Consider the following 13717-nt stretch of genomic DNA (forward strand, 5'->3'; position numbering starts at 1 on the left):
AGACCAGATGGGATCAGGTTTTCAGCTCACGCTTCAACTCGTCGAGGAAGCGCCAGTCCGTTCCGTTGGCGATAATTTGTTGCGGGCTCGACTTGATCATGCCCGTCTCCTGCATGCGCAGTGTGTAGAACCGCAGGGAGTCTTCGGGATCGAATTCCCGCCAGCGGTCGTACCGAATGTCCTTCAGAGTTTGGAGCGCGTAGTCATAGCTGGTCTCGAAATCGCGATCGACCATCTGCTGGGCCACACTTTCGGGATCCGACACGCAGAGGTCGGCGGCCTTGAGGATGGATCGCAAGACCCGCTTGGTCGCCACCGGGTATCTTGTCACATAGTCCGTCGTGGCCGAAATCATGCAGCAGAAATACTGTGACCACGGGCGGTCGACGGCATTGTTGAGGATCGTGTGGCCGATCTTCTTGGCGCGCAGCTCCTGCGGCTGGGGCGGCGTCCCCAGGAATGCGTCGATCTTCCCTTCGACGAAGAGTTCCGTCGGCTTGACGTCGTTAGTCAAGACCCATTGGATATCGTTCACTGGATCGAGTCCGACATAGGCGGACATGAGGGACAGCCACACGTGCCGCGAGTTGTTGAAACCGTTCACGCCCACTCTCTTGCCCCGCAGATCCGTGACGCTGCGAATGCTCTCCTTGGCGATCAGTTCGAGGCATCCCGAGTGCAACCCGGTCAGCACCTTGATCGGCACGCCGGCGGCGATCGACGCGACCTGGTTCGGCGCAAAGTTCACGGAGAAATCGGTCTCACCGCGTGCGATCCATACCGATTGGTTGACGCTTCTGTCGCCTTCTATGTAGCGGACATCGGTAAGACCCTCGGCGCGCATCAGTTCTCCGGCGATGTACGCACCTGCCCAACAGTAGGAACTACCGACCCACAGCGGCAGACGAACCGTGGTCGTTTCCAACGGCGGTTCCGCGTGGAGTGACCCTGGAACACCGACGATACCGGCAGCGCCTGCCATTGCAGCGCCGGCTAGGAACCGGCGGCGGGTTTGGATGATCTGCATCAGAACGCTCCTCTTCCGATTGGCAAAAGCAATACTGGCCGGAACCGAGGAAAAGAGGTTTCAGCAGAGGCAGATGGTCTGGTGAGCGCGACGAGTAGTTGTGGAACCTAGCGCGCCTAGTCCGATGCGAGAGTCTTGCGCTCTCAGTCGCCGGCTCATTTATTAGCAACAGACGATATGCCACGATACGCCCAATTTGCGTAGGTAGCGAGCGCAAAACTTGCTACGCCGAACGTCCCGCCAGCGCCTCGCTGTCATGGAGACTGTTTACGGGGTTGCGAATGGCCAGTTCAAGTTTGCTGCGGCCGGACCCACCCGCTGAATGTCCGCTATCGTTCTTCGGACGCCAAAAGCCGCCATTCCGCTGTTCGGCCCAAAATCTGCCTAACCGCAAAGCGCCCAACCTCGGTCGTTTGTTGCGGCCCTGCACGCCCCCTGAAAGCGGACATCGCTGGTGCCGACGCCATGAGCGGTGCTGCGCCATGACCCGATATTGCAAATCGAGCTTAGGCTCTTGTCGTCAGGGTAGAAAGCTGGTCAGTGTCGTAACGGTTCCGCAAGTCTGCAAGCGCTTTCGGATCCGGAGAGCCGTGCGCAGCGAGCCTGGCAAGCTCTTCAAAATAGTGCTCGTGTCCGGGCGGCCGGCTCTTCGCCGACATTGGTGATGTTGTGCGGAACGCCCGGTGGAATGAACAGGCAGGTGCCCGGGGTCGCGCGGATCGTCTTGTCCCCAACATGCCAGACGCATTCGCCCTCAAGCACGTAGAAGGTTTCCTCCTGTACGCGATGAACATGGAACCCGGTTGCGAAGCCAGCAGGGATCGTCCAGTCGAACATGCTCGTGTGTTTCGTATCGTTGCCGGTGACAAGGAACGCCATCGGAGAGCCACGCAACCTGACTCCATTGTTCTCGCCGGGCATGCGAATGACGGGAGCGACGCTCATCTGATCCTCCATTGGCTGGGTGCTACTCCGCTAGCACGTGGACAAGATGCGCTCCCCGTTTCCGCGAGTCGTGAAGCCGTTCCGAAATCGTTGCGAAAAATTCACAGACGATATCTTCTTTGGGAATGGCGACAATCCTCGCGTTTGGTCCATTTCGCCTCGACACCGATGCTGGAATTCTATTCCACGGCGTAGAGCCGACGTCGCTCGGACAGCGGGCGCTCGCGCTGCTTGCGCTGCTTGTGGAACGGGCGGGCGCACCGGTTCCGAAGGCAGTTCTGATCGAGGCGGCGTGGCCCGGACATGCCATTGAGGACAGCAACCTGACGGTCCAGATCGCGGCAGTTCGGCGGCTCTTTGAGGAACTGGCGGCTGGCGCATGCTGGATCGAAACGCTGCCGCGACGCGGCTATCGCTATGTGGGGCCGGCGGTCACAGCCGGTAACCGTGATCCGACACCCGGGGGCGCAGCAACGGCAACGCTGACATTGCCGGACAAACCGTCTGTCGCGGTTTTGCCATTTTCGAACCTAAGCGGCGATCCGGAGCAGGACTATTTCGCCGACGGGATGGTTGACGATATCATCACCGGCCTGGCGCGCATCAAGTGGCTGCTCGTCATCGCGCGAAATTCGACGTTTACCTACAAGGGTCGTGCCGTGGACGTGAAGCAGATCGGCCGCGAGCTTGGCGTACGATATGTGCTCGAAGGCAGCGTGCGGAGAGCCTGCGGCCACGTGCGCATGTCCGGCCAGATGATCGATGCATCGACCGGCGCTCATGTGTGGGCCGAGCGGTATGACCGCAGCTCTGACGATATCTTCGGGCTTCAGGATGCGATCGCCATGTCGGCTATCGGCGCAATCGCACCGAGTCTGCGGCGTGCAGAAATCGAGAGGGTCAAGCGCAGGCGCTCCGACAATCTCGATGCTTACGACCTTGTGCTGCGGGCCCAACTCGACGTTGATTCCGGCATGCCTGAGCGAGTGAGGCGAGCGCTCGTGCTGCTCGAACGTGCCATCGAACTCGATCCGGCTTACGCGCAAGGCATGCCGTCCCTTGCTGTCATCATGTGCTACTCGTAGATCCGCCTCTTGCGCCTGCCAGCGCTGGATGCGCCGCGCGGCAGTCTTTCCCGGCATGAACCAGCTTTTGCGCTCGTAACTCCACCTGGCGCGCGGAAATGCCTGTCGAAACCGCTCAACCGCCGCGCGATCGTACGGAAAGCGCGCTTCGGCTCAAGGAGCTGGCTGCGGTGCAGCAGGGGCGTCGGATTTTTCCATCAGATTGCGAAGCACAGCACTGCTCGCAAACAACGCGGTGCAGCTCATTCGGGTCCAAGAACACCAGAACGTATGGTCAGAGCCGCAAGGGGCAGCCAAGGAGGCGATCGGTGAAACTGCTCAACGAGCTAGCGTGGCGAAACCTTCGCCGCGCCAGACCGTTTATTCTGCTCCAGGAGAGGTCCATTCATGCCCAGACGAGATGCAAAAAACCCAGCGGCCAGACGGCCAACGAGCCCTCGTTCGCGTCCCCTGAAAGGCGAGGAGACGGAAGTGAACCACATCGTCGAAACGCAAAGTGTATCGCCAGCCCAGGCGCGAGAGCTTGTGCGGCGCCACGGAAACGATTGGCGTAAGATCGATGAAGCCGCCAAGTCTTATAAGGACGACAGCTAAGCACTTCCAAGCCGGGGGAAAGGGAGCTTTGTCACGGCAATCCGCGGAGTTGCAAATTGAGCGGATCGGCTTGAGGCGACGAATGACCACTATCGCAACGTTCATGGTCAGCCACTATATTCCCGGCCGGATGCCGCCATGTCCAGAACTCTGATTGTCAATGGTCTGATTATAGTTGCCATAGGCCTATTGTGGTCCTGGTTGTCGCGGGTCGGTCCGGGCAGATTGCCCGGTGACATCGTGATCCAACGTGAGAACTTCACGTTTTACGCTCCGATCGGCACTGGGATTCTGATCAGCATCGTGCTTTCGTTTGTTCTATGGCTACTCAACCGATAGCGGGGACGGCGAGCCCACGTCGCCGGAGGAAAGAACGACGTGGGCCGATCGGAGCTATCCGATCTGGCAGCAAAAATATGAGGGAAAGAGTTTGCTGCGTGGCAGAACTTTCCCTACGCGCCGGTGTTCCATCGCGTGAGTGAAAAAGCCCGCCGCACAGTTTGATGCGGCGGGCCGATCAAGCGCTGTTGCACCCGGCGGGGGCTCGGGTCGGGCATGCCCGGTGCGCGCGGATCACAGGGATTTAGATGCATCAGCTGCAATACGTCCACCAACCGACGGTTGGACAACACGAGGCTTGATTCCGAGCTCTTTCTCTCAGTGCCGAAGGGACAAGATAGTTGCAGGAACTCAGCCTTGGCGCGGCACGTTGCAAGTCGTTGATCATCGCAAAGGATGTATCCAATGGCGAAAGACATATCTCGCGAGGAAGAGCAACGCGGCACCGAAAAAGTTCTCTTCTGGGGCGCTGCGATCGCTCTTGTCCTTTTTGTGTCTCTGCTGACCATCGCCCTCGTCGGGACGTCCTGATCTTTTTAGACAGCAGGATTGGACCGGCGGGCGCGAGGTCTTGTGAGCTTAGGGGCGGATGCCGCGCTGCTGCACCAGCGCGAGCAGGGCCAATTCCACTTCGTCGAGCCGCGTCGGACGCGCGTTTTCCGGCATCCCCTCGGCCGTCGCGAGATCGACCAGATACTCGTTCCACGCCCAGTTTCGCACGATGGCGCGTTTCTCGTCGGCTGCCAGACGAGGATCGACGACCACGTCCATCGGCGATGCATAAAACGCCTCCTCGTCCGTCAGCGCCGGTCCATAATGTGGCGCCTGCGAAACCCCGCCGTACGCCGGCCTGCAGCCGCTTGTCCGCATCGGAAGATTCGACACTGAACTTTTTGGCCGCCGGGCTTCCTTGAACCGCGTAGGCAAGCCCCTGCCGTTCGGCATAGTCGATGGCCGCCTGAGCCGTCGGAAAATCGAGCTCCACCTGGGTCAGCGTGTCACCACTTCCGGTGTAGCCCATCAGCGGTTCAATGACCGGCGCAGTACGCCGCTCGAGCACCAGCCGCCAGACCTTCGGCCGCGCACGGCCGGAGGTCATGACTGAGCGGCAAGGCTTGTAGATCCGTGCGACCGCATCACTCGGGAACTCGGATCTGCCGAACAGCGGCGCTCGCCCGCGGTTGTCGTTTGCCAGTTCGAGATTTTCTACGACTGGTGTGACTTCTCTTTCTTGCTTCTGCATCACTCATCCCTCCCATTTTGGCGAAGGATGCGCCGGAGGCAGCGGCCTGCCGCCTCCGACTTGCTCCATGCGTCAGTGGGTGATCGGGATGCGCTTCACCTTCGACTGCGCGTTCGGGTTCTTCGGCAGCGTCAGGGTCAGGACGCCATTGGCAAAGGACGCCTTGACCTTGTCGTCCTCGACCTCGTAGCCAAGGGGTATGCGCCGCTCGAAGCGACCATAGAAGCGCTCGGAGTAGTCCTTCTCGTCGGTCTCCGACTGCTTTTCGCCACGCAGGGTCAGCACGTCTTCGTCGAGCAGAACTTCGATGTCCTTCTCTTCCATGCCGGGGACCTCGGCGGTGACGCGAAGCTCATTATCCGACTCCGAGATCTCCACCTTCGGCCAGCCGCTATCGAAAGGCGAAAGCTGCCCCGCAGCAGGCAAGCGCGTCTCGAAGCTCCTCAACATATCGTCAAAGAGCCGGTTTACCTCGCGGTGAAGCGAAAGGAACGGGTCGCCACCGCTATAGATGCTCGGGGCCTGGTTGTTGTTGCGGCCCCACGGGATAAGGTCACGCATGTTCATTGTCATTCACCTCCACGTTCAACCGCGCGGCACCGGACGATTGCCGGTGCCTGTCGCTTCTGGTTCACGCTGACTTCAGGCTGCGTTCTTTTCGGCCTCGATCTGCCGCGGTGCTGCCTTTGCCGTGCTGCCGGCGATGGCGATCCGGCGCGGCTTCATCTCTTCGGGAAGCTCGCGCTTGAGATCGATGTTCAGCAGCCCATTGTCCAGGCTGGCGCCAACGACCTTCACATGGTCGGCCAGTTCGAACCGACGCTCGAAGCCGAGCCCGGCTATGCCGCGATAGAGATACTGGCCGTCATCGTCGCCAGATTGCGACCCGCTCACAACCAGCAGGTTAGGTTGATGAGTGATGGTTAGCTGATCCTGCGAGAAGCCGGCGACCGCCATGGTGATGCGATAGGCGTCCTCACCAGCCTTGGCGATGTCATAGGGCGGCCAATTGTCTATCGCAGTGACACGGCTCGCATTTTCCAGCATGTTGAAAATGCGGTCGAAGCCGATGCTGGACCGGAACAGAGGGGTAAAATCGAGGTTTGTCCTCATAGCCACATCCTCCTTTGAGCAACATGGATACAAGGAGACGCCAAGAGAGCCTTGACGCCTCCTGGACCTGCGCCGGCCCCATCTGGCGACCGGCGATTAGTTATTTAGAACAGTGCCTTACGCGTTCAAGGGGCTATAGGAAAATTTTCAGCCAGACGAATGGTCGCGACGAATGGTCGCTAAGAACACGTCTATCCCGCCCGCCGGCCAATCCTCGCCGGCGGGCGGATGCCTCGGATGCAGAGAGTGGCCGCGTTCAACTCAAAGTCGATCGACGGATGCTGTAAAACCGGTGACCGCGATACTTTCGATTTCACGACCGCGACCGGCGCCGGGAAGCTTCTCCAATTGATCCAATTGGCGCAACGCGTCCATGATGGCATCGAAGCTGACCGGTTCGGTTGCGCCCGGCGGCATGCGCAGCGCCGGCACCGATTCCACTGCACAGGCATCCGATGCCCAGGACGAAAGGATTGCACGCTTCTCCTGGAAGTCCAGCATCACGTCGGTCAGCACGTTCTCAGGTCGCTCGAAATGCCGTGCCGGATGGAGCAACCGGTCAAGGAAAACATCAGGGCCCTCGGGCCCGATTGGGGGAAAACTCGTCGAAATGGCTCCTTCCATCGATGGTCCTCCGCTTTGAATAGTCTCCTTTGTTGATGTCATCTTTGGTGGCTCTCGCGATTTCCACCAGCTGAAAATTTTGGAGAGTTTCGACCAAATTTCAATGGCCCGACAAGGCCAAATCCTCGCAGTTCAGCCCACCATCAACATCTTTTCGAACCGGTGAAACAATCGGCGTGAATGTCAGTTCTTGCGTCTGGGAAAAGTCGCGCGGCAGCGCCAGGGCGGTCGGGCAGGAGAATCAGTCATGTCTTACATTTCCAGGAAGCGACTGAGCATGGGCCTCGTCGCAGGAATCTTGATGCTCTCGGCTGGCGGCTTTGCTCCGGTTTCAGCACAGGAAATCCCGAACGACTTCAGCGCAATCGTGCGTCAGAAGCTGCCGGCCGTGGTCGCGATCACGACGAGGCAGATCATCCAGGACCAAACGATGCTCGACGATTTTCTCAACCCCTTCGACAGCCGCGGGCCTGCCCAGCCGCAGGTGCGAGAAGCTCTTGGCTCCGGCTTCGTGGTCAGTCCGGAGGGCTACATCGTCACCAACAATCATGTCGTGGCCGACTCCACCGAAATCCACGTCGTATTCTCCGATAAGGAGACTTCGCCCGCGCGACTTGTGGGCCGCGATCCAGCAACCGACATCGCGGTGCTGAAGGTCGATCCACGCCCCAACATGACGACCACCGCCTGGGGTGACTCTGACGCAATGCAGCCGGGTGCCTGGACGATCGCGATTGGCAGTCCCTTCGGGCTCGGGGGAACCGTGACCGTCGGCGTTCTTTCCGCCCGCTCGCGCGACATCCAAGCCGGCCCTTACGACGATTTCCTCCAGACAGACGCCTCGATCAATAGAGGCAATTCGGGCGGCCCCCTGTTTAACGCGCGCGGCGAAGTGATCGGGGTCAATACGGCCATCGTCTCTCCGTTTGGCGGCAGCATAGGCATCGGTTTCGCCGTGCCGTCCCGAACCGCACGGAGCGTCGCCGATCAGCTGATCCGCACCGGCCGGATCGAGCGCGGGTTCATCGGAGTGCGTCTCCAGGAGGTGACGCCGTCGCTTGCCCAGGCGCTTGGCATATCGAGCACCAAGGGAGCGCTGGTCGCCTCGGTCGAGCCCGGCAGTCCGGCAGACAAGGCCGGCTTGCTCAACGGCAAGGAGGTTCAGGGCGTCCATGACTTGACGCTGGCGGCAGCTAACGAAAAGCCGGGGTCGAAAGCCACGCTGACAAGGAACCGCGGCGGCTCCCAGCAGGAGGTGGAACTGACCCTCGGTCAACGCAAGGACGAGGAGGTACAGACCGGTGCCGTTCCGAGTCCGGAAGCGGCGGACCAACGCCTCGGGCTGTCGCTCAGCCCCATTCCGGACGAAGCGCGCCAGCAACCGGGTCTGCAGCCGGGTACCACCGGCGTGTTTATCCAGGAAGTGGCGCCGAATAGCCCCGCCGCCGAGAACGGCCTTCGACCTGGCGACGTGATTGTCTCGGCCAACAACCGGGATGTGGCACAGCCGTCAGATATCCAGGAGGAGTGGGCAAGATCCCGGCAGCAGCACAAGCCCATTCTGTTGCGCATAAACAGGCAAGGACAATCGCTCTTCATTGCCCTAGCTGCTTCCTGACGTAGCGTGCGTCGAAACCAAAAATGTGACAAAGTTTCCGTTCCGTATCCGAAAGAACGGAATCAGGTCGCCGGGGCCCAAACATCACTTCAGCCGCCTCCTCCCATCTCGCGCGCGGCAAAAAGCAGCCAGCCGGCCGTGGCTCCCATCACCGTCCGCACTTGAGCAGCTCGTGCCGAGCCCGTGTCAATTTTGACGCACTCCGTTCCTGCATAGCGTGACAGAAGACCTTCGCCGCGTTGGCGATGATGAAGACCGGCCTTGCCGGAACCGCGCAGCGAGCGCCCTTCCCGAAGACGCCATATGACCACATCTCGCACGGTCATTGTTGAGACGGCAGCGTCAAAGTTCGCCGCATCAGTTGCAACGAGTTCTGGAAAATCAGGCCGGACTTGAGGCCAGCGAATGATAACGTCAGGTCGGCTCGCCGTGTTCTGCATCGCTCGTTGTCGATGGGTGGCGATCATAATCGACGGGCGGTGACAACATAACTTCGGCCTCGGCTCTGCCGAATTCCCTGCCGATTTGGAATGCCGCTGAAAGCTGTCTCATGAACCGGAGGGCGGCACGTATTTTGGAGGCATCGTTGGATCTTCCCGCTTTCATTTAGTCGACAATAGCTGGTCCGCTTGGAACGGCAGTCCGTCACCGTTCAAAAGCCACCCGTCGAGGCGGCCTTTTCATTAGGAGCCCCTCCACATGACCAAACCCACCCCAACGCGCCGCGGCGCCAACACCGACGTGCGTGCGACCGTGAAGCGGCAGCACCTGCAGGTTCAACACTGGCTTTCGCAGGCGATGCCGTCTTTGTCGCGGTCTAGCTTGCGGCCCCAAGAGCAGTTGGCTAGGTACCAACTTGCTTCATCGCACGAGCTGATTTGGGAACAGGTGCGCCGCGGCTCGCATGAATAGCCGCTTTGTGCGACCTGATGGCGGTTGATTAAGCCAAGCGGCTGGTTAGAAAGCGGCCGGTTGTCGGCATGCGCTAGACGCCACACCCAAGGCGCCTGAAAAGTTCCGGCCCACAGACCGAGCTTTGCCGCCTCTGCCTTCGCCTGCTGCCCCGCATAGGCGCCGTGGCTGTAGAGGGGCCAGTCCAGTGCCAAGCCCTGCTCGACAAGCCAGCGCTGAACGCTACGACCGTCCGCCCGATCGCAGTTCCCGACAAGACGCCCGTACCGATCACGATCGACAAAACTGCAATGCAGCGGTCGCGAAGCTGCCAGGAACTTGTCCAAGGCTTGGGCAGTGCGGCGCCCGCATGGGTAGTCAAAGCCCTTGGCGTCGTCGCAGTGCTGACGGCTCTCGGGCGCGTCGATGCCATTGAAACGAATCCTTTGGCCTGCAATCTCTACTGTGTCGCCATCGATCACCGAGGCGCGGCCTTCCATGTGGCCAGGCAATGGTTCTGTCCAGTTTGTTATCGTGCTCTGTTGGCCGGCGGTGCTCTGGATCGCGAATTGGGTGACTGCGGCGGCAAGCGTGCCGGCGCCGAGGAAGATCAGTCCCAAGAGGGGTCGCGGCAGCCGCCGTGACGGCATTCTTCTGCCGGCGCGCCTTCGCCAGCGGTCAGCCTGATTGGCGCCTTGATAACGGTGGCCTTTGCCCACGCCCGCTCTCCCGGAAGAGGAATGCCGCCATTCCGGGCAAGAGTCGAGAAGCTGCACTAGCCGGTCGGCAACTGGTCAACGCGGGGGCACCGGCTCAGCCTTTCAACCGTCTCAACTATGGCCTTCGCAAGCGGGCATCAAGGTCCGCGTGAAGCACCTCCGGGGCGAGGAAGACCATCGGCACGCCTCGCTGCAGGATTTTTGGGATGAAGACTAGAACGCCGTTTGTGTCTCCAAGACGCGACAACGCAAAGTTCACCGGCCCGGCCAAGCGCCGACTATTTGACAAGCGCGCAAATGGCGTATGCTGTCAGCGTCCAAGCTGTTGGGGACGTAGCGGCTACATGCGCTTGTGCTACCCACCCTGGAGCTGGGGAAGTAACCGGCAAGCTCCTAGAAATTAGAGCATTTGAATTTGACGCGCTGGCACCGCCACCTATGACGACTTTTGGCTTGGGACACCAAGCCTGTGCGGATTTGTCTGGGCTTGTATCACTCGCGCTTGCATACTGGGTGATTTCCCAACCGCCGACGCCGTCCTTCCCCGCCGGACCCTCAGCCCCCATTGCACCTCTAGGTCCCTGCTTGCCGGGAAGACCTTGTGGACCGACAGGCCCTTGGGGCCCTGGGGGGCCTGCCGTTGTGCAACCTGCAAGGAGGGCGACGCATGCTAGAGCAGTAATTCTCATGACCACCTCCCCGGTTTCCCGGTGAGTTGACGACAAAAAACATTCGCCAAATCAACCGAATGTACCACCACGCGATTGTCGTGGATAGGAACGCGATCGGCGGCTAACGGAACGTCGCATATGCGCCGTGACGACGGGAGGCCAGCAATCGTAGCGTAGAGTGTTGACGCGCCTTCCTTGCCGTTGAAGCTCTCGATGAAGCCGTATCCGGCATGATGTTCTTGGTGCCATCGTTTGTTCGGTCGTCAGTTCGTTAAGCTTGGCGCATCCGGGCATCCGGGCCACGGGGCACCGGGAGCACGCAAGTGCGGGAGCGCGGAACAGCCGCTCTGCGCCCCGAAGCTCGCCGCCGGAACCGGCATCTGCCACACCGACGAGTTCACGCTGTCGGGAAGTGGTAAAGACGCTACTTCGATTCAATAACCCCGTTCGAGGTCGATCTTGTTGGACAGCGGCTCTCCTCTTGCAACTTGACCGCAGAGATCGGCGACCTGGTCGATTCCAGAATCCACCCAGAAGCTCGCGACATGAGGTGTGATGGTCACCCTGGGATGAGTCCACAACGGCGATGAAGTCTCCAGTGGTTCACGCTCAAACACGTCAAGACAAGCACCAGAAAGCTGACCTTCGTCGAGCGCGCGGATCAGGTCGGCTTCGTTGACATGCGCACCCCTGCCGACATTCACAAGGTAGGCACCTGACTTCATTTGTCCAAAGGTAGAGGAATTCAGTATCCCACGAGTGTCACCAGTCAGGGGAAGTGAACAGATAACGTAGTCCCGATTTGTGAGTGCGTCCGCAAGCTGGGCACGGCCAAAGTAACTATGTATACCAGGAAGGGCCTTTTGATGACGAGACCAGACTGCCGTGTCGTAGCCCAAGTCCGCAAACAGCTTTGCGGCCCAGCCACCGATCCGGCCCGCACCCAGCACAACAATTCTTGTCTCGGAGATCTTCCGCGGCGCGATCGGATTCCAAAACTTGCGGGCTTGGAGACCCATGTAATCCGCAACATGCCGTTGCTGGCAGAGAACGCGAAGGACGATGTATTGCACCACTTCCGAAGCCTGCTCACGCGTTGCGAGCCTGATGAGCGGAACACTCTTGGGAAAGCTCTGAAGATCAATACCCTCGACACCGGCCCCCAAATAGACGACGGCGCTTAGCCCCGTCATGGCGTCAAAAAAACCAGGACTGGCGCCCTTGTCGATCAGCACAATATCTATGTCACTTTTGTTCCCGGCGTCTGGCCAAAGCCTGAACTCCAGCTGCGGCACACGGGTTTTCAGCTCAGCAGCCCATACTTGTGGATCAATGTAGTCAGGATACTCATTGACCATCAGAACGGTAATGGGCTCGCCGAACACTTCGCCCCTCCCAGATTCAGGTAATCAGGCATCCACCGGATGACCGGTCTGTGGAGACTGATTTTTGCGCAAGCTGGCACCAGTTGCAAGACGACCGGCAAAATGGCGTTGGTGATCCGCCAAAGCGTGATGTCTGCCCGTTGCTGGCCGAGAAGACGTCCGACCTGACGGGTCAGCAGATGGCCGATCCAACCCTGCGGGATGCGCGGCAGCGGATACCCGCTCCGGTTGCCCCCTCCTGTATTTGTTGACTCTTAAAATTATGTAGAGCTAATATGAATGTGCTACTGTCTAGGGCAAGTCCCCCTAGCTTCATCTGCTAGACTTGCTCGCTTCAGATTTAGTTGAAATTCTGCAACTAGCAGAACCAAACCCCATAAGCTCATGAGGATAGATGGGAGATGCAAGTTCTCTCCTTTACTGTTGAGCGCAGGATTGTTAAGAGTGCTGCTGATCCCTGACCAGCCTGTTCACGGCAGTTCTTATACGAACGATCTTTGCCCTTGTGAAATTCGTGAAAAGCTTCCTCTCGAGGACCCAACCGCCGAAGTCGATGTCGCGATCGTCCTTGCGGTCGATATGTCGGGCTCCATCAACCAGATAGAGGCCACGCTACAACGCGAGAGCTATGCGGCTGCTTTGGAGTCACCGACCGTGTTGAAGGTGATCAAAGAGGGTATGCACGGCAAGATCGCTGTCACTTTTGTCGAATGGTCGAGCCGCGGCTCCTTAAAAACGCGGGTGGATTGGACCGTTCTTTCTGAGGCGAATGATGCGTCGGTTGTCGCGGAAGCAATTCGGAAAAGGTCGGAAGGCCTACACCGAGATCCGCACGGTGCAAAAACATCGATCTCATACGCCATTGATGTGTCTGTTGATGCCTTTGACAAACTTCCTGTCCCGACGTTGCGCAGGGTCATCGATATCTCAGGCGACGGAACAAACAATGACGGATCTTCACTTGAAGAAAGCCGCCTGAGAGCGCTTCAGAAGGCCATCGTCATCAACGGTCTCCCGATAGGCGCGGAAATGGAAAATGGCGAGACCACCGCGGAATATTACGAGCGGCACGTTATCGGGGGGCCCGGCTCGTTTATCATTCCAGCCGACAGCTCGGCTGAATTTCAATGGGCCATAATCAACAAGCTAATTCGAGAAGTAAGTTCCATCTCCGGAGAGAAACGCTCTTAGAACGATCGCACCGATACGCGCGGGAAGGCTCCCTATAAATCTGTCGAAGAAATCTTCGGTGACGAGGCCGGAGTTGGAATGATGGACAGAGTGTTAGAAGGACCTAGGCGGCACGTATAGGCAGATCATGGCGGGCAAGACACGTGCGAACGTCAAGACCGACAAACTGCGTGGGCGCGCTATCGTCCGTAAGCGCCTCGCCGATCACCTATGGGTTTGGGCTTGATGTTTTCCGGAATCGCCAGGGCATGAGTTCCTCGATCTGGCTCTGT

Annotated in this window: 14 protein-coding genes and 2 pseudogenes; 6 read left to right on the forward strand and 10 right to left on the reverse strand. The window is 59.3% G+C overall.

The features are described from left to right. Positions 1-13: 13 nt before the first annotated feature. Positions 14-1027: an ABC transporter substrate-binding protein gene (locus tag NKJ17_RS30665; protein WP_352508218.1), complete on the reverse strand. Its 1014-nt coding sequence runs from the start codon at positions 1025-1027 to the stop codon at positions 14-16. Between the two features lie 506 nt (positions 1028-1533). Next, positions 1534-1972: pseudogene (locus NKJ17_RS30670) on the reverse strand (cupin domain-containing protein). Between the two features lie 125 nt (positions 1973-2097). Here NKJ17_RS30670 and NKJ17_RS30675 point away from each other — a divergent pair. From NKJ17_RS30675 to NKJ17_RS30695, 4 genes are all read left to right on the forward strand, one after another. Continuing rightward, entirely contained in the window at positions 2098-3057 is a 960-nt protein-coding gene (locus NKJ17_RS30675; protein WP_352508216.1) for a winged helix-turn-helix domain-containing protein, read from the forward strand. A 471-nt stretch (positions 3058-3528) separates the two neighbouring features. Then, complete coding sequence (locus tag NKJ17_RS30685) at positions 3529-3651, forward strand: hypothetical protein (RefSeq protein WP_292654615.1); 123 nt, start codon at positions 3529-3531, stop codon at positions 3649-3651. A gap of 138 nt (positions 3652-3789) precedes the next feature. Further along, positions 3790-3990: a DUF2905 domain-containing protein gene (locus NKJ17_RS30690; RefSeq protein ID WP_352508215.1), complete on the forward strand. Its 201-nt coding sequence runs from the start codon at positions 3790-3792 to the stop codon at positions 3988-3990. A 405-nt stretch (positions 3991-4395) separates the two neighbouring features. Beyond that, positions 4396-4521, forward strand: coding sequence for a hypothetical protein (locus NKJ17_RS30695; RefSeq protein ID WP_023722793.1), 126 nt, complete (start codon positions 4396-4398; stop codon positions 4519-4521). A gap of 48 nt (positions 4522-4569) precedes the next feature. Here the strand turns inward: NKJ17_RS30695 and NKJ17_RS30700 are convergent, their stop codons facing one another. From NKJ17_RS30700 to NKJ17_RS30720, 5 genes and pseudogenes are all read right to left on the reverse strand, one after another. Then, a complete protein-coding gene (locus NKJ17_RS30700; protein WP_352508214.1) occupies positions 4570-4761 on the reverse strand; it encodes a hypothetical protein in 192 nt (63 codons plus the stop codon). Positions 4762-4936: 175 nt separating this feature from the next. Beyond that, positions 4937-5233: pseudogene (locus NKJ17_RS30705) on the reverse strand (NADH dehydrogenase ubiquinone Fe-S protein 4); the annotation flags it as partial. Between the two features lie 72 nt (positions 5234-5305). Further along, entirely contained in the window at positions 5306-5800 is a 495-nt protein-coding gene (locus NKJ17_RS30710) for an Hsp20/alpha crystallin family protein (RefSeq protein WP_352517318.1), read from the reverse strand. 75 nt (positions 5801-5875) lie between these two features. Then, on the reverse strand, positions 5876-6346 hold the full coding sequence (locus NKJ17_RS30715) for an Hsp20 family protein (protein ID WP_352508213.1): 471 nt from the start codon (positions 6344-6346) through the stop codon (positions 5876-5878). 261 nt (positions 6347-6607) lie between these two features. Continuing rightward, the gene (locus tag NKJ17_RS30720) at positions 6608-6970 is read right to left on the reverse strand and encodes a hypothetical protein (RefSeq protein ID WP_352508211.1); all 363 of its coding nucleotides are present in this window, start codon (positions 6968-6970) and stop codon (positions 6608-6610) included. Positions 6971-7217: 247 nt separating this feature from the next. Between NKJ17_RS30720 and NKJ17_RS30725 the strand changes: the two genes are divergently transcribed. Further along, positions 7218-8588: a Do family serine endopeptidase gene (locus NKJ17_RS30725; protein ID WP_352691498.1), complete on the forward strand. Its 1371-nt coding sequence runs from the start codon at positions 7218-7220 to the stop codon at positions 8586-8588. An 89-nt stretch (positions 8589-8677) separates the two neighbouring features. Here the strand turns inward: NKJ17_RS30725 and NKJ17_RS30730 are convergent, their stop codons facing one another. The 3 genes from NKJ17_RS30730 to NKJ17_RS30740 all read right to left on the reverse strand — a co-directional run bounded on the left by NKJ17_RS30730 (position 8678) and on the right by NKJ17_RS30740 (position 12254). Then, positions 8678-9028, reverse strand: coding sequence for a hypothetical protein (locus NKJ17_RS30730; protein WP_352508209.1), 351 nt, complete (start codon positions 9026-9028; stop codon positions 8678-8680). Between the two features lie 336 nt (positions 9029-9364). Continuing rightward, complete coding sequence (locus tag NKJ17_RS30735; RefSeq protein WP_352508208.1) at positions 9365-10099, reverse strand: thermonuclease family protein; 735 nt, start codon at positions 10097-10099, stop codon at positions 9365-9367. A gap of 1204 nt (positions 10100-11303) precedes the next feature. After that, positions 11304-12254, reverse strand: a complete 951-nt coding sequence (locus NKJ17_RS30740) for a 2-hydroxyacid dehydrogenase (RefSeq protein ID WP_352508207.1) — start codon at positions 12252-12254, stop codon at positions 11304-11306. Positions 12255-12698: 444 nt separating this feature from the next. Between NKJ17_RS30740 and NKJ17_RS30745 the strand changes: the two genes are divergently transcribed. Continuing rightward, entirely contained in the window at positions 12699-13445 is a 747-nt protein-coding gene (locus NKJ17_RS30745) for a DUF1194 domain-containing protein (protein WP_352691500.1), read from the forward strand. Positions 13446-13717 lie beyond the last annotated feature (272 nt).

Source organism: Mesorhizobium sp. M0208, assembly GCF_040322015.1.
In the GTDB taxonomy this organism is placed as follows: domain Bacteria; phylum Pseudomonadota; class Alphaproteobacteria; order Rhizobiales; family Rhizobiaceae; genus Mesorhizobium.

Bases quoted from the DNA above. Each gene is read 5' to 3' on its own strand.
- NKJ17_RS30665 (WP_352508218.1), bottom strand. From the start codon at position 1,027: ATGCAGATCATCCAAACCCGCCGCCGGTTCCTAGCCGGCGCTGCAATG.
- NKJ17_RS30675 (WP_352508216.1), top strand. From the start codon at position 2,098: ATGGCGACAATCCTCGCGTTTGGTCCATTTCGCCTCGACACCGATGCT.
- NKJ17_RS30690 (WP_352508215.1), top strand. From the start codon at position 3,790: ATGTCCAGAACTCTGATTGTCAATGGTCTGATTATAGTTGCCATAGGC.
- NKJ17_RS30695 (WP_023722793.1), top strand. From the start codon at position 4,396: ATGGCGAAAGACATATCTCGCGAGGAAGAGCAACGCGGCACCGAAAAA.
- NKJ17_RS30700 (WP_352508214.1), bottom strand. From the start codon at position 4,761: ATGGACGTGGTCGTCGATCCTCGTCTGGCAGCCGACGAGAAACGCGCC.
- NKJ17_RS30710 (WP_352517318.1), bottom strand. From the start codon at position 5,800: ATGAACATGCGTGACCTTATCCCGTGGGGCCGCAACAACAACCAGGCC.
- NKJ17_RS30715 (WP_352508213.1), bottom strand. From the start codon at position 6,346: ATGAGGACAAACCTCGATTTTACCCCTCTGTTCCGGTCCAGCATCGGC.
- NKJ17_RS30720 (WP_352508211.1), bottom strand. From the start codon at position 6,970: ATGGAAGGAGCCATTTCGACGAGTTTTCCCCCAATCGGGCCCGAGGGC.
- NKJ17_RS30725 (WP_352691498.1), top strand. From the start codon at position 7,218: ATGTCTTACATTTCCAGGAAGCGACTGAGCATGGGCCTCGTCGCAGGA.
- NKJ17_RS30730 (WP_352508209.1), bottom strand. From the start codon at position 9,028: ATGCAGAACACGGCGAGCCGACCTGACGTTATCATTCGCTGGCCTCAA.